This is a genomic window from Pseudoxanthomonas sp. 134C1 (genome assembly GCF_057773065.1).
The window spans coordinates 60,875-78,606 of sequence record NZ_JBYMTH010000008.1 but is presented as its reverse complement, the minus strand read 5'-3'; the positions used below and the strand labels follow the sequence as shown (position 1 = coordinate 78,606).

The window sequence follows — 17,732 nt, the reverse complement described above, 5'->3', positions numbered from 1 at the left end:
TGTCCTCAGCTTCCGGGAACCCGTGTGAACGCTGCTTCCACCCGCCAAGACAATCCACGTTCGCCCCGTCCGCCGCTGCGCGAGCATGTCGCCCAGTCGGTACGCCGCTACCTGCGTGATCTGGACGGCTGCGATGCGGACGATGTGTACGAGATCGTCCTGCGGGAGATGGAGATTCCCCTGTTCGTGGAAGTCCTGAACCATTGCGAGGGCAACCAGAGCCGCGCCGCCGCCCTGCTCGGCATCCACCGCGCCACCCTGCGCAAGAAACTGAAGGACTACGGGCTCGCCTGATCGCGCCCGATCACGCCGGTTCCGGCCTGATCCTCCCCGTCCACGGGGGAAGCGACCCGCCCGGGAGGCTATAATTCCGCGGTCCTCCCGCCGCATCTCCCCATGACCGACCAACGTCTGCCCGTCCGCCGGGCGCTGCTTTCCGTTTCCGACAAGACCGGCCTCATCGAACTGGCGCAGGCCCTGGCCGCGCAGAACGTGGAATTGCTGTCCACCGGCGGCACCGCCAAGGCGCTGCGTGACGCCGGCCTGGCCGTCCGCGATGTCTCCGACGTCACCGGCTTTCCCGAAATCATGGACGGCCGCGTCAAGACCCTGCATCCCAAGGTCCATGGCGGCCTGCTGGGCCGTCGCGGCACCGACGACGAAGTGATGGCGCAGCACGGCATCGGCGCCATCGACCTGCTGGTGCTCAACCTCTATCCGTTCGAGAAGATCACCGCGCGCGCCGACTGCACCCTGGACGACGCGGTGGAGAACATCGACATCGGCGGCCCGGCGATGCTGCGCGCGGCGGCCAAGAATTTCGCCCACGTCGCGGTCGCCACCGATCCGGCGCAGTACGCCGAGCTGGCGCGCGAGCTGGCTGAACACGATGGCGCCCTGTCCGCGCGCACCCGTTTCGCCCTGTCGGTGGCCGCGTTCAACCGCGTGGCGCAGTACGACGCGGCGATCAGCAATTACCTGTCCGCGGTCACCGACGCGTCGGCGGTGGTGCCGGCGCGCAGCGAGTTCCCGGCGCAGATGAATTCCACCTTCGTGAAGGTGATGGACCTGCGCTACGGCGAGAACCCGCACCAATCCGGTGCGTTCTACCGCGATCTGGGCCCGGTGCCGGGCACCCTGGCGACCTTCCAGCAGTTGCAGGGCAAGGAGCTGAGCTTCAACAACCTGGCCGACGCCGATTCGGCGTGGGAATGCGTGCGCCAGTTCGACGCCCCGGCCTGCGTGATCGTCAAGCACGCCAATCCCTGCGGGGTGGCGGTCGGCGTGGCCTGCGGCGACGCCTACGAATTGGCCTACGCCACCGATCCCACCAGCGCGTTCGGCGGCATCATCGCCTTCAATCGCACCCTCGACGCGGCCACCGCCAAGGTCATCCTGGATCGCCAGTTCGTCGAAGTGCTGATCGCGCCGGACTACGAGGAAGGCGCGCTGGACTACGCCAGGAAGAAGGCCAACGTGCGGGTGCTGCGCATCCCGCTGGGCGCCGGCCTCAACAACTACGACAGCAAGCGCATCGGCTCCGGCCTGCTGCTGCAATCATCCGACAACCGCGGCATGAGCGCGGACGAACTGAAGGTGGTCAGCCAGCGCGCGCCGACCGAGGCCGAGCTGCGCGATCTGCTGTTCGCCTGGCGGGTGGCCAAGTACGTCAAGTCCAACGCAATCGTCTACGCCAGGGACAACCGCACGATCGGCGTCGGCGCGGGCCAGATGAGCCGGGTGTACTCGGCGCGCATCGCCGGCATCAAGGCCGCCGACGCGAACCTGCAGGTGGAAGGCTCGGTGATGGCCTCGGATGCGTTCTTCCCGTTCCGCGACGGCATCGACGCCGCCGCCGAAGCCGGCATCAAGGCGGTGATCCAACCGGGCGGTTCGATGCGCGACAGCGAGGTCATCGCCGCCGCCGACGAACATGGCCTGGCCATGGTGTTCACGGGCGTGCGCCACTTCCGGCACTGATCGTGCCGGCCCGCGCGCAGCCCGCCGCCGCTTCCCACGCCTTGGCCGACGCGCTGGGGCTTGGGGCGCTGGCCGCGACCGCGACCTCGCCCAACCGCCTGGCCTGGGCCGACGCCGACGGCCATGCGCTGCTGTACCGCGCCAACTGCCTGGAACTGCTGGATCGGATCATCGAACGCCATCCGGATGGCTTCTTCGACATGATCTTCGCCGACCCGCCGTATTTCCTCTCCAACGGCGGCGTCACCTGCCATGGTGGAAAAATGGTCAAGGTCGACAAGGGCGACTGGGATCGCAGCCAGGGCCCGGCGTACAACCATGAGTTCAACCTGGCCTGGCTGCAGCGCTGCCAGGCCGCGCTGAAACCCGACGGCACCCTGTGGGTGTCCGGCACCCATCACGTGATCCATTCGGTGGGCTTCGCCATGCAGCAGCTGGGCATGAAGCTGCTCAACGACATCATCTGGGAAAAGCCCAACCCGCCGCCCAATCTGGCCTGCCGCACCTTCACCCACTCCACCGAGACCTTGATCTGGGCGGCGAAGACGGAGAAGAGCAAGCACCGCTTCCACTACCGGAAGATGAAGGCCGAGAACGGCGACCGGCAGATGAAATCGGTATGGCGCCTGTCCGCGCCGGCCAAGGCCGAGAAGAGCCACGGCCGCCATCCCACCCAGAAGCCGGTGGAGCTGCTGCTGCGCTGCATCGAGGCTTCGACCGATCCGGGCGATCGCATCTTCGATCCCTTCAACGGTTCCGGCACCACCGGTGTGGCGGCGCTGCGCAGTGGCCGACGCTATGTCGGCAGCGAGCTGGATCCGGCCTACGCCAGGCTGACCGCCGCACGGCTCGGGGCCGAAGCCTGAGCGCGCCGCGAATCCTGTTCCTTCTTTCCCTTGATCCGCGTCGCGGGTCCACATCCTTTTCGGAGTAGACAACCATGAAGATCCTCGTCATCGGTTCCGGCGGCCGCGAACACGCGCTGGCCTGGAAGATCGCGCAGTCGCCGCGTGTCACCGAAGTGCTGGTCGCTCCCGGCAACGCGGGCACCGCGCGCGAAGGCAAGTGCCGCAACATCGCCGTCGGCGCGACCGAAATCGATCGCCTGGTGGAACTGGTCCGGCAGGAAGACGTGGCGCTGACCGTGGTGGGTCCGGAGGCACCGCTGGTGGCCGGTGTGGTGGATCGTTTCCGCGACGAGGGCCTGCGCATCTTCGGACCCACCGCCGCCGCCGCGCAGTTGGAAGGCAGCAAGGCGTTCGCCAAGGATTTCCTCGCCCGCCACGGCATTCCCACCGCGCACTACGCGGTGTTCACCGAAACGGCGCCGGCGCTGGCCTACGTGCGCGAGAAAGGCGCGCCGATCGTGATCAAGGCCGATGGCCTGGCCGCGGGCAAGGGCGTGATCGTGGCGATGACCCTGGCCGAAGCCGAGGCCGCCATCCAGGACATGCTGGCCGGCAACGCGTTCGGCGCGGCCGGCGCGCGGGTGGTGGTGGAGGAATTCCTCGATGGCGAGGAAGCCAGCTTCATCAGCATGGTCGACGGCCGCACCGCGCTGCCGATGGCGACCTCGCAGGATCACAAGCGCGTCGGTGACGGCGACACCGGCCCCAACACCGGCGGCATGGGCGCGTACTCGCCGGCGCCGGTCGTCACTCCCGAAGTGCACGCGCGGGTGATGCGCGAAGTGGTCAATCCGACCGTGCGGGGCATGATCGCCGACGGCGTGCCGTTTACCGGCTTCCTTTATGCCGGCCTGATGATCGATGGCAGCGGCGCGCCCAAGGTGATCGAGTTCAACGTGCGCTTCGGCGATCCGGAAACCCAACCGGTGATGCTGCGCCTGCGCTCGGATCTGGTGGATCTGGTGGAAGCGGCCATCGACGGTCGCCTGGACGCCACCCGGGCCGACTGGGACGAGCGCCCTTCGCTGGGCGTGGTGATGGCCGCGGCGAATTATCCGGAGACGCCGAAAACCGGCGACGCCATCCGCGGCCTGGATGCGGATCTCGGCCCGGCCAAGGTCTTCCACGCCGGCACCCGCGCCGGCAACGACGGCGAAGTGCTCACCGGCGGCGGCCGCGTGCTGTGCGTGGCCGCGCTCGGCGACAGCGTCGGCGAAGCGCAGCGCAATGCCTATGCCGCGGTCGAACGCATCGGCTGGGATGGCGAATTCCATCGCGGCGATATCGGCTGGCGCGCGATCGCGCGGGAAAAAGCGAACGCGTAGAGCCGAGCTTGCCCGGCTCTGGAATGTCTGACGGCTGGCGCCCTTCCTGCACACAGGAAAGCAGCGGAGCAGATCCTCCTCAAGCGCTTCTCAACCGCCGAATGGCGGGTCAAGGGGGAGGCAACAGCAGATTACAGTCGCTCAGGGCAGATACAACAGCGAGCTTTGATAGCCTCCTTTTCAAAGGGGGCGGGCACCCGCGCGGCGGGTGACGGGGGATTTGCGCGGGGTGCCTGAAGACCCCTCTCCAAAGCCCCCTCGGAAAGCCGCCCCCGGTAAACCGGATGCCCCCATCGTTCTGCTAGGCTGCGCGGCAACCCACGGAGGGCGCATGTCCAGCCACAGCCAGTTCGCCTTGTTGAGCCAGCGGCGCTTCCTGCCGTTCTTCCTGGTCCAGTCGCTGGGTGCCTTCAACGACAACGTCTACCGCCAGGCCATCATCGGCCTGCTGGGCTTCATGAGCGTCAGTGCGCAGGACAAGACGCTGTACACCAACCTGGCGCCGGCGATCTTCATCCTGCCCTACTTCCTGTTCTCGGCCACCGCCGGCCAGATCGCGGAGAAGCTGGAGAAATCGAAACTCATCCGGATCACGACGACGATGGAAATCGTCATCATGTCGCTGGCCGCGATCGGCTTCCTCACCCAGGACCTCATCGTCCTGCTGACCGCGCTGTTCTGCACCGGCCTTCAATCGACCCTGTTCGGCCCGGTGAAGTACTCCATCCTGCCCTCGGTGCTGAAGCCCGAGGAATTGACCGGCGGCAACGGCCTGGTCGAGATGGGCACCTCGCTGTCCATCCTGATCGGCATGATCTTCGGCGGACTGATCTTCAACCTGGCCGGCAGCCATGGGCCGACCGTGGCCGCCATCGCCATCATCCTGCTCGCCATCACCGGCAACCTGGTCAGCCGTCTGATTCCAAAGGCCGACGCGGGCGCGCCGGAACTGAAGATCAACTGGAACCCGCTCACCGAGTCGCGCGCGGTGCTGCGCCTGGCCAAGAAGCAGGTCGCGGTGCGCAACTCGGTGCTCGGCGTATCGTGGTTCTGGTTCTTCGGCACCGTGCTGACCGGCAACATCCCCACCTATGCCGATCTGAACCTGGGCATCGGCACCTGGTACGTATTCCCGCTGGCGCTGTTCTCGATCGGCACCGGCGTGGGTTCGCTGCTGTGCGAACGCCTGTCCGCGCGCACCGTGGAAATCGGCCTGGTCCCGCTGGGCGCGTTCGGCATGAGCGCGTTCCTGCTGGATCTCTACTTCGCCCGCAGCGGCGTGGCCCCGAGCGCCGGTCTGGCGGTGTCGGCATTTCTCCAGCAGCCGGGCAGCTGGCGCATCGTCATCGATCTGGTCGGCATCGGCCTGTTCACCGGCTTCTTCGTGGTACCGCTGTTCGCCTTGATCCAGAGCCGCACGCCGAAACAGGAACTGGCCCGGGTCATCGCCGGCATGAACATCCAGAACGCCGGTTACATCGTGCTGGCGGCGGTGCTGGGCATCGCCCTGCAGATGAAGGAACTGGCGCTGGGCGGTTTCCGCATTCCACTGCCGGGGTTGACCATTCCGCAGGTGTTCCTGGTGCTGGCGATCGCCAACGCGCTGGTGGCGATCTGGATCTTCACCCTGGTGCCCGAATTCCTGATGCGCTTCCTCAGCTGGGTACTGGTGCGTTTCCTGTACCGGCTGCGCCTGCACGGCATCGAGAAGTACGTGCCCGACGAAGGCCCGGCGCTGCTGATCTGCAACCACGTCAGCTACATGGACGCGCTGCTGCTCGCGGCCAGCATTCCGCGGCCGGTGCGCTTCGTCATGTACTACAAGATCTTCAACATCCCGGTGATGAGCTGGATCTTCCGCACCGCCAAGGCCATCCCCATCGCCGGCGCGAAGGAGGATCCGGAACTGATGCGGCGCGCGTTCGAGGAAATCGACCAGGCCCTGGCCGAAGGCGAGATCGTCGGCATCTTCCCCGAGGGCGCGCTGACCCGCGACGGCGACATCGCGCCGTTCAAGTCGGGCGTGGAGAAGATCCTGGAACGGCGGCCGGTACCCGTGGTGCCGATGGCGCTGAAGGGCATGTGGAGCAGCATGTGGAGCCGACGCGATACCCGCCTGGGCCGGATGCGGGTGCCCCGTCGCTTCCGCGCCCACATCGACGTGGTCGCCGCCCCACCGGTGGATGGCGCCGGCGCCACCGCCGAAAGCCTGGAATCCACCGTGCGCGGTTTGCGCGGTGATGCGGCCTGATCCCTTCCGCGCATACGAATCGCGGGTCCAGACGTTAGACTAGCGCCCGACCACCCCGCTTCATCACTGCAAGGAGACTCCGATGAGTGCCGTTCCGCCGTTGCCCCATGACGCACCTGGCAATATCCCCAACTACCTGGTGTGGTCGATCCTGTCGACCATCGGTTCCTTCATCCTGTGCTGCCTGATCTGCCTGACGTTCCCGGGCATCATCACCGGCATCGTGGCCATCGTGTTCTCCACCCAGGTCAACGGAAAGCTCAACCAGGGTGACATCGAGGGCGCGAAGCGTGCTTCCAAGAATGCGAAGCTGTGGAACTGGATCACCACGGGCATCCTGATCCTGGCGGTCGCGATCTCGGTCATCTGGTTCATCGCGGTCGGTCCGGACGCGTACATGGAGTACATGGAACAGCTCCGCCAGCAGATGGAACAGCAGCAGGGCGGCTGACGTGCCCCTGTCGCGTACGGCACTCTATACGCTGGGTGCGGGGGCTGCGGTCGCAGTCCCCGCCGGCGTCTGGTTGCTGCTGAACTTCGACCCCAACGCCGCGGGCAATCCGTTTCCGCCCTGCATGTTCCATGCGCTGACCGGCTACTACTGCGTCGGCTGTGGAATGACCCGCGCCCTGCACGCACTGGTGCATGGCGACGTGGTCCGCGCGTTCGGCATGAACCCGCTGGCGATGCTGCTGTTGCCCCTGGCGCCCCTGCTGGTGGCCCACGCGCAGGGTTGGCGGCCGCGCCTGCTCGAACCGTTGATGCGCGTCGTATTGAAGCCAGGACTGTGGCTGGTGCTGCTGCCGACGTTCTGGGTCGCCCGCAACCTGCCGTGGTATCCCTTCACGCTGCTCGCCCCAGGCTGATCCGTTTACTTCTCTTGCGGGAGCGACGTCAGTCGCGACCGTGACTCCAACCGGCGGTCCGGATTGGCCGAAAGCGTCACCTGTGGGAGCGACGCAAGTCGCGAAGCTTCCAGCCCGCACTGCCCTTGGCTGCCATTGGCCAGCCCACGCGCTGTCCTGTCATCCCGATGCCGTCGGGATATCGCGACTTAGGTCGCTCCCACAGGGTTATTTTTCGACCGGTCTTCCGGTCGGGATCACGGTCGCGACTTGCGTCGCTGCTGCCGGGCTCAGCTGACCCAGCCACCGATCACGAATACGGCCAGCACCGCCATCCAGACCAGCAGGATGCGCCAGACCAGGCTCATGGCATCGCGCAGTTCGGGCAGCTCGCGCATGGCCTGGACCATGCCCTCCTCCGCGTAGTCCTCGGCTTCTTCCGCCAGTTCGCTGCGCACGCTCGCACGCGCGGCGTGGCCGAGGAATCCGGTCCGCAGTTGCAGGGTGTTGCCGTGCGCCTCGCGCCAGGCGTGGAAGACGGTATCGAAGTTGCCGACCAGCGCCATCGCCAGGGTCATCAGCTGGGCGACCGGCCATTCCAGCACCGACAACAGGCCGCGCGCGCCCTCGCGGGTATCGTGCGGCAGCGCCCGATGGAACTCGCCTTCGGCGGTCAGCGCCACCAGGCGGTACATCAGCGCACCGATCGGCCCCAGCAGCAGGAACCAGAACAGCACGCCGAACCAACGCCGCAGCGCATTGCGGAACACCGCCTCCACCAGCGCCGGACCATCGGCCGCCACGTTCTCGCCCTCTGGCCACAGACGGGCGATGGCATCCCGCCGCGCCACCGGCTCATGCGCGTCGATGATCGCTTCCACATCGACGTCGAGATCGCGCGGTCCCCAGGCGTACACCAGCACCAGGACCGAGAACAGCAGTCCGACCAGGCCGAGGAGCGGTTCATGCAACACCCATTGGAACAGGCCCACCAGCAGCAGCGGCGGCAGCACGGCGAGCGCGATGCCGTAACGGCCACGCCAGAAGCCGTCGCCGGGAAAACGTTCGTCGAGCCAGCGCAACCAGTGTCCGTACCAGTGGAACTGGCGGACCGATGTGACCAGCGATGGCGCGACGTGCCCGAGTACCAGCGCGACGACCACGGCGACCAGGGTGATGGACATGCGGTTCCTCCTCCTGCCCGGATTCTAGCGTGCCGCTTCGTTAATGTCGGGTCTGGGAGCCACGGCCACGTGACCCCGACCCGCCATCCGGCGGTTGAAAAGCGTTTTGCGAAGGGGGTTGGCACCCGCGGCGGCGGGCGGCGGGGGATTTGCGCTGGCGCGGAAAGCGAATTCCCCGGAATCCCCTTTTGCAAAGGGCAGCGTTTCCCGGAACCTTTCATCCCCGCATCCGTCCTGGCGGGATGCTTGGAGCGCCGCTCAGCGCCGGCGGCGTGCAAGCATCCCGGCGTGCCAGTGATCGATCAGCGAGCGGGCGATCGAGATCCGCGGCGACAGCAGCAGGCCCTGGTCGTCATCACCGTCCCGGCGTTCGCGGGCGGCGGTGATTTCCTCGAAGGTGAACCAGCGCGCATCTTCAAGTTCATCGTCGACCTGCGGGATATCCGGTTCGGCCTCGGCCGAGAAACCGAGCATCAACGCGCCGGGAAACGGCCACGGCTGCGAACCGAGATAGCGGCAGCTGCGCACGCGCACGCCGGTTTCCTCCAGCACCTCGCGCGCCACCGTCTGTTCCAGCGATTCCCCCGGTTCGACGAAACCCGCGATGACCGAATAGCGGCGTGCCGGCCAGGCCGACTGGCGACCCAGCAGCAGGCGCTCGCCATCGCTGACCGCCACGATGACCGCCGGATCCACGCGCGGATAATGATCGGCCCCGCATTGCAGGCAGCGGCCCTGGTAACCGGCCCGGCGGAACTCAACCTCGCCGCCGCACAGTCCGCAGAAGCGATTGCGCGAACGCCAGTAGAACATCGCCCGCGCCAGTGCGAACACGCCCGCCTCGAAACCCGGCCAGATGGCCGCCGCGCGGCGCAGATCCACCCGCTGCGGAGCCTCGAACGGCACGCTGTCCGCTTCGACCGCGAACCACGCCACGTCGTCCTTCAGTCCAAGGAAAACCGCGGTGCCCGGACCGCCGCCCAGTTCACCGCCGGAAGGCGCGGCGATCTGTCCGTCCGAATCGGCAAACGCTTCCCCTTCGCGGGTCAGCACGATCACCCGCGCGCGTGGCCACAGGCGGAACAGCGCCTCGGCGTCATCGCGCAGGCGATCGGCGCGATCAAGCGGATCACCGGCGAAGGCGAAGCCGGCCAGCGCGGGCGGGGAGGATGCGGGAAGAACGCTCACGAGGTGAGCATGTCGGGAAGCGGGCGATCGGTGCGCGGGACGCCAGCGGACATGGTCACATGCTGAAGCTGCTGCCGCAGCCGCAGGTGGTCTTGGCGTTGGGATTGCGGATGACGAACTGCGCGCCCTGCAGGCTTTCGCTGTAGTCCACTTCCGCACCCATCAGGTACTGCAGGCTCAACGGGTCGACCAGCAGGGTGACGCCATCGGTGTCCACCGCCAGATCATCCTCGGCGCGGTTCTCGTCGAACTCGAAACCGTACTGGAATCCCGAACAGCCGCCGCCCTGGATGTAGACGCGCAACGCCAGTCCGGCATTGCCTTCCTCATCGATGAGCTCGCGGACCTTGGCGGCCGCGGCGTGGCTGAAATTCAGCGGGCGATCCAGCGACTGGTAGTCCGGCGCCGCCGAAGGCAGGGAAACGAGGTTGTCCATGGCGATCAGGATGGGGGTTGGGAGGACTCACTTCAAGCCGGAAGCGCCCGTGCCTTCGCGGCCGGCAGCGGCCGCCCAGGTGAACGACTGTTCCACCGCCGCACCGTTCTGCGGCACCAGCCGCGCGGTCACCCGGACCGGCTGGAAATCGGCCGGCAGCACCAGGTCGCCCTCGACCTGCTGGAAGTACTTGAACGAGTACGGCAGGCCCGGCGCGTCGGCCTGCTGTCGGAGATCCGACCAGGCCAGCCGCTGCAGCTTGCCGGCGCGGGTGCCCTCCACCGACACCAGCAGGCGGCCGGCGTTGACCGCGCCGCGGTTGAGGTTCTGGGTCAGGGTGGCGGTGAAGTGCCAGGCCTGCTCGGTCTGCGGCTGCAATTTGAGCTCGTGCACGGTCAGGCCCCGGCGCTGGCCGGTGGCGCCGACGAAGCGCTCGTAGAAAGCCACGTCGGCACGCAGACCGGCGATTTCCTCGTCGCGCTCGGCCAGCGCGGTCTGCAGATCGCGGTTGGCGTCGCGGCTGATCTGATCCGAGCGCGACAGCGTGGCGGCCCGCTGCTCGAGTTGCTCGATCTGCTTTTTCTGGGCCTGGAACTGCTGCGCGCCGGGTGCCTGCCCGCCACTGGCCAGGACCTGCCACAGGCCCCAGCCACCGAACGCCAGACACAGCGCGAGCAGGCCGACCGCACCATAGAACCACGCCCGTCCGCTGGCTGGCGGCGGCGGCGGGGAAGGGAGAGAAGGTTCACTCATGGACCGAGCATAGCGCGGCCCACCGGAGGGAGCTCTGAATGCCGGCGAACCGGTTCAGGCCGGGGCGTGCGCCAGTTCCCCGGCCGGTTCGTCGGCCGCCGCCAGCGCGGTGGCGTGCACCAGCCGGCCGGTGAGCTGGGCGCCGGCACTCATCTCCACCACCTGATAGTGGATGTTGCCCTGCACCCGCGCCTTGGCCGCCAGTTCGACCCGGTCGTCCGCATACACGTTGCCGACCAGTTGGCCGTTGATGATCACCACCGGCGCGCGCACCTCGCCCTCGATGCGGCCCTGCTCGGCCAGCGTCAGCACCGCGCGCTCGCCGTCGACCGCCAGCACCTTGCCCTGGATGCGTCCCTCCACGTACAGGCCGCCACTGAACACCAGATCGCCCTGGATGGTGACCTGCGGACCGATGAGGGTGTCGATGGCGTGGCCATCGCGCTGGGGCTTGTGCTTGAACATGATCATTTTCCTCCGGCTGAGGTCGCGAGTTTCCAATCGAATGCCTGTTCCACCGGGTTGTCCCCGCCGCTCAACTGCACCTTCACCCGTTGCGGGGTGAAACCGCCGGGCAGCATCACGCTGCCGTCGAGCTGCTGGAAATAGCGGAAGGAATAGGCTTGCCCGGCCACGCCGGGTTGCTGGTGCAGTTCATCCCAGCCAATCGTGGCCAGTTGTCCGCCACGCACGCCTTCCACGGCGAAGCGCATCCGGCCTTCGCTGATCGCGCCGCGGTTGAGGGTCTGGGTCAGGGTGATCTGGTATTGCCAGGCGCCGCCCGGTACACGGTTGAACTCGGCCAGATGCACGCTCAGTCCGCGGCGTGGCGCGGTGGCGCCAACCAGGCGTTCGTAAAAGGCCACGTCCGCGCGCAGGCCCGCGATTTCCTCGTCACGCTCGGCCAGCGAGGCTTGCAGTTCCTGATTGGCGGTGCGGCTGATGCGATCGGAGACGCCCAGGGTGGTTTCGCGCTGGCTGATCCGCTGCAGCTCGCCCTGCTGTTGCCGGAGTCGCGCCTGGACCTGCCCCAGTTCGTGCCGCACCTGCCCCAGCCGCGGCGCGGCGGTATGGCTGGCCGTGAACCAGACCCCGGCCAGCGTGCCTGCCCAGGCCAGCCCCGCCACGGCCAGCCAGAGCCCGCGGCGCGAGGGCCGCTGCTCGACGATCTGGTATCGCGGGAAGGGGGATCTGGACATGCGCGAGTCCCTGGCCGCGCTCAGGCAGCAGCCAGACAGGAGGCCTATACTCGGGAGAATCGACAGGGCCGTCGAGTCTACTGGGAACCGCCGGGATGTCCGAAGCACATCTTTTCGTAATTGGGATCCTGTTGGCATGGATGGCCGGAATTCGCGTCTATCTCACCGTGTTCGGTCTCGGCCTGGCCGGCGCGCTGGGCTGGCTGGATCTGCCCCCGGCCCTGCAGGTCACCCAATCCTGGTGGGTGCTGGGCACCTCCGGCGCGCTCGCGCTGGCCGAATTCTTCGCCGACAAGATTCCCGGAGTGGACTCGGGCTGGGACCTGCTGCAGACCCTGGCGCGGGTGCCGGCGGGCGCCTTCCTGGCCGCCGCCACGCTCTCCCCGGACGGACAGCTCAGCGGCGGCGCGCTGGCCGCCGGCGCCGGCATCGCCCTGACCAGCCATGTGCTGAAAAGCGGTTCGCGCGCACTGATGAACACCTCGCCCGAGCCGGTCAGCAACTGGACCGCCTCGGTCACCGAGGACGCGGTGGTGGTGGGCGGCCTGGCGCTGGCCTTCGCCCATCCCTGGATCGCGCTGGTCCTGGTGGTCGGCGTGTCGGTGCTGCTGGCGCTGATGGTGTGGTGGGTCTGGCGTCGCCTCAGCCGTGGCCTGAAACGGCTGCTCGGTACGTCTGATCCTCATGTGCCGACCCGTTAGACCGGAGGCCGTATGTCCAGGGACGCTTGTCCCGGGCCGTGAACTTCATCGCATAATGCGACACATGCTTGGGGAAGCCTGATGTCTGCCACTGATGCCACATCCCGCCGGCCGGATGAGCCTTCACGCTCCCGGCTGCGGGCCGAAACGCCGCCGCCGGGCTACTGGCGGCGCTGGACGGCCGACGCGTCCGCGCCGATGCCGCTGAACGGAGGTATCGCCGCGATGACCGCACCCTCTCCGCCGGCCGCGGCCGGTGACGCGCCGCCGGAGCCGGCCAACGACGCCGGCGCCACCGGGGCGCCGACGATCTCCGGCCGGCTCCATGACACGCAGGAAAGCCCCTATCGCGTGCTCATCGTCGAAGACGATCGCGGCCAGGCGCTGTTCGCGCAGAGCGTGCTGCACGGCGCCGGCATGCAGGCCGAAGTGCAGATGCAGTCCGACGGCGTTCTCGATGCGATGGAACGGTTCAAGCCGGATCTGGTGCTGATGGATCTGCACATGCCCGGGCGCGACGGCATGAACCTGACCCTGCTGATCCGCCAGCAACCCGAATACCTCCACCTGCCGATCGTGTTCCTCACCGGCGACCCGGATCCGGAACGCCAGTTCGAAGTGCTGGAAAGCGGCGCCGACGATTTCCTCAACAAGCCGATCCGGCCGCGCCACCTGATCGCCGCGGTCGCCAACCGCATCCAGCGCGCGCGCCAGCGGGTCGCACCGGCCACCCTGCGCACCACCATCAACACGGAAACCGGGCTGCCGACGCGCACCTATGTGTTGCAGCAGGTGGGCGCCGCGCTGCAGTCCGCGTCCGCGGGCGGCCTGTTCTTCGTCGAGGTGGGCAGCGCCCTGAGCCTGCGCGAACGCTATGGCTACGCGGCATTCGAGCAACTGATGAACCAGGCCGGCCGCCGCCTGGCCGAAGTGGCGGCACCCTACCCGGTGGCCCGTCTCAACGACAACAGCTTCCTGTCGCTGGCCACCAGCCTGGACGAAGCCGCGCTCGAAGCGCAGGCCGAGCGCCTGCGCGACGGGCTGACCGGCAATCCGTTCCCGATTGGCGCCGGCGAAACCCTCAACCTGCGCAGTTCCATCGGCTACACGCCCCTGTCGCTCGGCTTCCCCGACGCCGGCAGCGCATTGGAAGCCACCGAACGCGCGGTGCTGCAGGCACGCCTGAAAGGCAACAACCTGGCCAGCTACACCCCGGCGCAGATCGCCGAGGACGTACCGAAGATCGCGCTGGAAGACGGCCGCTTCGAATTGGCCTACCAGCCCATCGTCGCCGTGGCCGGCAGTGAACAGGCCCAGTACCAGGTGCTGCTGCGGATGCGCCAGCCGGACGGTTCGCTGCTGCCCGCGTCGCAGGTGATTCCGGCGGCCGAATCGGCCGGCGGCATCGCCCAGATCGATCACTGGGTGCTGGAACATGCCCTGTACGTGCTGGCCGAACGCCAGTCGCAAGGCCCCTCGCTGCGCCTGTTCGTCTCGCAATCGCCGCGCACGCTGGCGCGCGAATCGCATGCGCAGTGGCTGCTGGACACGCTGGCCGAACGCGGCATCGAAGGGACCTCGCTGGTCATCGACCTGCGCATGGCCGACGCCCTGATCCACACCGTGACCCTGCGTGATTTCTGCCATCAGCTGATGCCCAGCGGCGTGCAGTTCTGCCTGAGCCAGTTCGAACCCGGACGCGAGGCCGACGCACTGCTGACCCAGCTGCCGCTGGGTTACCTGCGCGTGGCCAGCCGCTATGCCGGCGCCCACACCGATCCCAAGCTGCGCGACGAATTGCGCGGCATCATCGACCAGGCGCACCGCGCCGGCCTGCAGGTCATTGGCCAGCAGATCGAGGATCCGCAGGCGGCCGCCGCGATGTGGATGGGCGGCGTCGACTTCATCCAGGGCAATCTGGTGCAGGCCGTCGGCAGCGAACTCGGCTTCGATTTCCACAACGCGGTGCTGTAGGCATGCCCGCGCAGCGGCCCGCCCCGGTCGCCCCCTGGCTGGCCCTCGCCGCGGGCGTGGCCGCGCTGGTATTCCTGGTCCTGCCCTACGCCGGCGTCGCCGGTCCGTGGTGGCAGGCCGCCCTCGCCGCCGCCGCGATCGCGGTGCTGTGCGGCAGCTTCGCCGCCTTCAATGCCCGCACCGCGCATCGCCAGCTGACCGGCGCCGAAGCGCGCGCGGCCATCGCCGAATCCGAACGCAACGCGCTGCGCCGGGATCTGCAGCGGCATGATCAGCTGGAGCAGGAACTGCTCCAGGCCAAGCAGGCCGCCGAGTCCGCGGTGCTCGCCAAGGGCGAATTCCTGGCCACCATGAGCCACGAGATCCGCACGCCGCTCAACGGCATCGTGCCGATGCTGGACATGCTGGCGCGCGCGCCGCTGGCGACCGACCACCGCGAAATGCTGAATACCGCCAGCGCGTCCTCGCATCAGTTGCTGCGCATCGTCGACGACATCCTCGACTACTCCAAGCTGGAAGCGAACAAGCTCGATCTGGAAATCACCGCCTTCAACCTGCGCGAGCTGCTCGATGGCGTGCTGCAGCTGATGCAGCGTCCCGCCGAGAACAAGGGCCTGCGCCTGAGCCTGCAGCTGGATCCGGCGGTGCGCCTGCCGGTGCGCGGGGATCCGGTGCGGCTGCGGCAGGTACTGAGCAATTTGATCGGCAACGCGATCAAGTTCACCGAACGCGGCGGCGTCACCCTGGTGGTGCGCCGCCTGGGTGAAACCTCCGCCCAGCATCTGCTGCGTTTCGAAGTGCGCGACACCGGCATCGGCATTCCCGCCGAAGCGCAGGCGCGTCTGTTCCGTTCCTTCACCCAGGCCGACGCTTCCACCACCCGGCTGTATGGCGGCACCGGCCTGGGCCTGGCCATCTGCAAGCGCATCGTCGAACTGATGGGCGGGCGCATCGACCTGATCTCCGAACCGGGCCGTGGTTCGACCTTCTGGTTCGAGGCGCCGCTGACCAAGGTCATCGGCGACATGAAGATGCGCGATCCGCACGCCTTCGATCAGGGCCGCGTGCTGGTGGTGACGCCCGATCAACGCCTGCGCCAGCGACTGGCCCTGCTGCTGACCAACTGGGGCTTGCAGGTCAATGCGGTTGAAACAACGCAGGAAGCGCTGGAGCGCCTGCGCGCCGCCGGCGAAACGCGCGCCGACGATTTCGTCGCGGTGGTCGCCGACGCCGCCGGCATCCGCAGCACCGCCCGCGCCCTGCACCGCACGCTCGCGCGACGCCCGGCGGGCGCGACGCCGGTCCGGCTGATCTGGTTGTACGGCGATGAGACGGTGCCGGAAGAACTGCGCAGCGACAGCACCCTGCTGTCGCGCCAGGCGCCGGATTCGGCGCTGCGCGCGGCGCTGACCGGACAGGCGGCGGCCGACGCGGAGGCCGCAGCGCCGCCGGTGGTGATCGGCGATATCTTCGAGGACGTCGAGGCCACACCGGCTCGTACACCCGCTCCCGTCTTCGATCCGACGGAATCCGGCGTGGAAGCTGAGGCGGCGAATGCGCACGCGGAAGCGGGTGAAGGCACGGGTGCGCAAACGGCCTCGACAGCGTCACCGGCCGAGGCGCGCCTGCTGCTGGTGGAAGACAACCCGGTGAACCTGCTGGTGGCGCAGAAACTGCTGGCCGCGCTCGGCTTCCGCAGCGAGTCGGAAGCCAACGGCGAATTGGCGCTGCAACGGATGATGATCGAGCCGTTCGACCTGGTGTTCATGGACTGCCAGATGCCGGTCCTGGATGGCTACAGCGCGACACGCCGCTGGCGCACGCACGAGAACGAGCTCGGCGCGCAGCGGCGATTGCCCATCGTCGCGATGACCGCGAATGCCATGGCCGGGGATCGCCAGCGCTGCCTGGACGCGGGCATGGACGACTATCTCGCCAAACCGGTCACCCGCGAGCAGCTGGAAGCCTGCCTGCAACGCTGGCTGCCCGGACACGTGGCGGTCGCGGCGCCGGCGCCGCGCAAGCCCGAATCCGCGACCGCGCCAGCCACGCTGTCCGATGCCGCGGCGGCCGCGCGCGCCGCCACCCCGGCCTTCCCGGTGCTGGACCACAGCATGCTGGAGGAACTGCGCGAGATCGCCGGCGATGAAACCATCCGCATCATCAGCCTGTTCCTGGAAGACGCGCCGCGCCTGATCGCCGCGCTGGAGAAGGCGGCGGCGGTGCCGGAACTGGATGCGATGCGCGACGCGGCGCATACCCTGAAGTCCTCCAGCGCCAATGTCGGAGCGATGGCCCTGTCGGCCGCGGCCAAGCGGGTCGAACTGGGCGCGCGCGCGGCGCGGCTGGACCGCCCCGCGGTGGCGGTGGCGCTGGTGATTGCCGAGTACGCGCGGGCGCGGATGGCGCTGCTGGGCTATTCGACCCAGCAGTTGGGGCGGCCGCCGGTACCGGCGGCCAGCGCCTCTCAGTCTTCGAGTTTGGTCAACAGGTAATTCGGTTCGCCGATGCGCTCGATCAGCGACAGCTGGGTCTCCAGCCAGTCGACGTGTTCCTCTTCCGAATCCAGGATGTCGGCGAACAGCTGGCGGCTGACGTAATCACCCTGATCCTCGCAGTACTTGATCGCGTCGCGCAGCAGCGGCAGGCCTTCCATCTCCAGCGCCAGATCGCATTCGAGCAGTTCGCGCGGATTCTCGCCGATGCGCAGCTTGCCCAGCGCCTGGAAATTCGGCAGCCCGTCCAGGAACAGGATGCGCTCGGCCAGCTTGTCGGCGTGCTTCATCTCGTCGATGGATTCCTTGTACTCATGCTCGGCCAATTCCTTCAGGCCCCAGTTCTTCAGCATCTTGGCGTGCAGGAAGTACTGGTTGATCGCGGTCAGCTCGTTGTAGAGCGCCTTGTTGAGGAATTCGATGACCTTGGCGTCGCCCTTCATGGCGGTGCTCCCGTGGGTATGAACGGGGCGCATGCTAACCGTTTGCTCCG

General features: G+C 67.8%; 17 protein-coding genes. 10 read left to right on the top strand and 7 right to left on the bottom strand.

Features of this window, described 5'->3' with window-relative positions; translation table 11 throughout:
* Window positions 1–24: 24 nt before the first annotated feature.
* The 7 genes from fis (at window position 25) to AC3DEZ_RS14875 (ending at window position 7,330) form a co-directional block, all read left to right on the top strand.
* Window positions 25–294 carry a DNA-binding transcriptional regulator Fis gene (fis, locus tag AC3DEZ_RS14905; RefSeq protein ID WP_141454214.1) on the top strand — a complete coding sequence of 90 codons (270 nt, stop codon included), beginning with the start codon at window positions 25–27 and terminating at the stop codon, window positions 292–294.
* A gap of 102 nt (window positions 295–396) precedes the next feature.
* Window positions 397–1,980, top strand: a complete 1,584-nt coding sequence (gene purH, locus AC3DEZ_RS14900; protein ID WP_488388913.1) for a bifunctional phosphoribosylaminoimidazolecarboxamide formyltransferase/IMP cyclohydrolase — start codon at window positions 397–399, stop codon at window positions 1,978–1,980.
* A gap of 2 nt (window positions 1,981–1,982) precedes the next feature.
* Window positions 1,983–2,846: a DNA-methyltransferase gene (locus AC3DEZ_RS14895; RefSeq protein ID WP_488388912.1), complete on the top strand. Its 864-nt coding sequence runs from the start codon at window positions 1,983–1,985 to the stop codon at window positions 2,844–2,846.
* A 74-nt stretch (window positions 2,847–2,920) separates the two neighbouring features.
* Window positions 2,921–4,213 carry a phosphoribosylamine--glycine ligase gene (purD, locus tag AC3DEZ_RS14890; protein ID WP_488388911.1) on the top strand — a complete coding sequence of 431 codons (1,293 nt, stop codon included), beginning with the start codon at window positions 2,921–2,923 and terminating at the stop codon, window positions 4,211–4,213.
* Window positions 4,214–4,544: 331 nt separating this feature from the next.
* Entirely contained in the window at window positions 4,545–6,464 is a 1,920-nt protein-coding gene (locus tag AC3DEZ_RS14885; protein WP_488388910.1) for an MFS transporter, read from the top strand.
* 82 nt (window positions 6,465–6,546) lie between these two features.
* Complete coding sequence (locus AC3DEZ_RS14880) at window positions 6,547–6,915, top strand: CD225/dispanin family protein (protein WP_447104526.1); 369 nt, start codon at window positions 6,547–6,549, stop codon at window positions 6,913–6,915.
* A 7-nt stretch (window positions 6,916–6,922) separates the two neighbouring features.
* Window positions 6,923–7,330 carry a DUF2752 domain-containing protein gene (locus AC3DEZ_RS14875; protein WP_488389001.1) on the top strand — a complete coding sequence of 136 codons (408 nt, stop codon included), beginning with the start codon at window positions 6,923–6,925 and terminating at the stop codon, window positions 7,328–7,330.
* A 269-nt stretch (window positions 7,331–7,599) separates the two neighbouring features.
* On the opposite strand, the gene AC3DEZ_RS14870 is transcribed toward AC3DEZ_RS14875, so the two are convergent.
* The 6 genes from AC3DEZ_RS14870 to AC3DEZ_RS14845 form a co-directional block, all read right to left on the bottom strand.
* The gene (locus AC3DEZ_RS14870; RefSeq protein WP_488388909.1) at window positions 7,600–8,493 is read right to left on the bottom strand and encodes a cobalamin biosynthesis protein; all 894 of its coding nucleotides are present in this window, start codon (window positions 8,491–8,493) and stop codon (window positions 7,600–7,602) included.
* Between the two features lie 258 nt (window positions 8,494–8,751).
* Window positions 8,752–9,681: an NAD(+) diphosphatase gene (gene nudC, locus AC3DEZ_RS14865; protein ID WP_488388908.1), complete on the bottom strand. Its 930-nt coding sequence runs from the start codon at window positions 9,679–9,681 to the stop codon at window positions 8,752–8,754.
* Window positions 9,682–9,736: 55 nt separating this feature from the next.
* Window positions 9,737–10,117 (bottom strand): iron-sulfur cluster insertion protein ErpA, encoded by a 381-nt coding sequence (gene erpA, locus AC3DEZ_RS14860; RefSeq protein ID WP_295374527.1) that lies wholly within the window; start codon window positions 10,115–10,117, stop codon window positions 9,737–9,739.
* A gap of 27 nt (window positions 10,118–10,144) precedes the next feature.
* Window positions 10,145–10,870, bottom strand: coding sequence for a DUF6776 family protein (locus tag AC3DEZ_RS14855; RefSeq protein WP_488388907.1), 726 nt, complete (start codon window positions 10,868–10,870; stop codon window positions 10,145–10,147).
* Between the two features lie 54 nt (window positions 10,871–10,924).
* Entirely contained in the window at window positions 10,925–11,335 is a 411-nt protein-coding gene (locus AC3DEZ_RS14850) for a bactofilin family protein (RefSeq protein WP_488388906.1), read from the bottom strand.
* Between the two features lie 2 nt (window positions 11,336–11,337).
* Window positions 11,338–12,069: a DUF6776 family protein gene (locus AC3DEZ_RS14845; RefSeq protein WP_488388905.1), complete on the bottom strand. Its 732-nt coding sequence runs from the start codon at window positions 12,067–12,069 to the stop codon at window positions 11,338–11,340.
* A 95-nt stretch (window positions 12,070–12,164) separates the two neighbouring features.
* On the opposite strand from AC3DEZ_RS14845, the gene AC3DEZ_RS14840 reads away from it, so the two are divergent.
* From AC3DEZ_RS14840 to AC3DEZ_RS14830, 3 genes are all read left to right on the top strand, one after another.
* Window positions 12,165–12,770: a DUF4126 domain-containing protein gene (locus tag AC3DEZ_RS14840; protein WP_488388904.1), complete on the top strand. Its 606-nt coding sequence runs from the start codon at window positions 12,165–12,167 to the stop codon at window positions 12,768–12,770.
* An 81-nt stretch (window positions 12,771–12,851) separates the two neighbouring features.
* Entirely contained in the window at window positions 12,852–14,744 is a 1,893-nt protein-coding gene (locus tag AC3DEZ_RS14835; protein ID WP_488388903.1) for an EAL domain-containing protein, read from the top strand.
* A gap of 38 nt (window positions 14,745–14,782) precedes the next feature.
* Entirely contained in the window at window positions 14,783–17,239 is a 2,457-nt protein-coding gene (locus tag AC3DEZ_RS14830; protein WP_488389000.1) for a hybrid sensor histidine kinase/response regulator, read from the top strand.
* On the opposite strand, the gene bfr is transcribed toward AC3DEZ_RS14830, so the two are convergent.
* Window positions 17,212–17,682: a bacterioferritin gene (bfr, locus tag AC3DEZ_RS14825; protein ID WP_295374549.1), complete on the bottom strand. Its 471-nt coding sequence runs from the start codon at window positions 17,680–17,682 to the stop codon at window positions 17,212–17,214. The two genes, AC3DEZ_RS14830 and bfr, sit on opposite strands and share 28 nt — an antisense overlap.
* Between the last annotated feature and the right edge of the window lie 50 nt (window positions 17,683–17,732).

What these genes read in the sequence shown, in the direction of transcription:
- AC3DEZ_RS14885 (WP_488388910.1), top strand. Translation starts at nt 4,545, where the DNA reads ATGTCCAGCCACAGCCAGTTCGCCTTGTTGAGCCAGCGGCGCTTCCTG.
- erpA (WP_295374527.1), bottom strand. Translation starts at nt 10,117, where the DNA reads ATGGACAACCTCGTTTCCCTGCCTTCGGCGGCGCCGGACTACCAGTCG.
- purD (WP_488388911.1), top strand. Translation starts at nt 2,921, where the DNA reads ATGAAGATCCTCGTCATCGGTTCCGGCGGCCGCGAACACGCGCTGGCC.
- AC3DEZ_RS14845 (WP_488388905.1), bottom strand. Translation starts at nt 12,069, where the DNA reads ATGTCCAGATCCCCCTTCCCGCGATACCAGATCGTCGAGCAGCGGCCC.
- AC3DEZ_RS14850 (WP_488388906.1), bottom strand. Translation starts at nt 11,335, where the DNA reads ATGTTCAAGCACAAGCCCCAGCGCGATGGCCACGCCATCGACACCCTC.
- AC3DEZ_RS14870 (WP_488388909.1), bottom strand. Translation starts at nt 8,493, where the DNA reads ATGTCCATCACCCTGGTCGCCGTGGTCGTCGCGCTGGTACTCGGGCAC.
- AC3DEZ_RS14855 (WP_488388907.1), bottom strand. Translation starts at nt 10,870, where the DNA reads ATGAGTGAACCTTCTCTCCCTTCCCCGCCGCCGCCGCCAGCCAGCGGA.
- AC3DEZ_RS14840 (WP_488388904.1), top strand. Translation starts at nt 12,165, where the DNA reads ATGTCCGAAGCACATCTTTTCGTAATTGGGATCCTGTTGGCATGGATG.
- bfr (WP_295374549.1), bottom strand. Translation starts at nt 17,682, where the DNA reads ATGAAGGGCGACGCCAAGGTCATCGAATTCCTCAACAAGGCGCTCTAC.
- AC3DEZ_RS14880 (WP_447104526.1), top strand. Translation starts at nt 6,547, where the DNA reads ATGAGTGCCGTTCCGCCGTTGCCCCATGACGCACCTGGCAATATCCCC.
- purH (WP_488388913.1), top strand. Translation starts at nt 397, where the DNA reads ATGACCGACCAACGTCTGCCCGTCCGCCGGGCGCTGCTTTCCGTTTCC.
- AC3DEZ_RS14835 (WP_488388903.1), top strand. Translation starts at nt 12,852, where the DNA reads ATGTCTGCCACTGATGCCACATCCCGCCGGCCGGATGAGCCTTCACGC.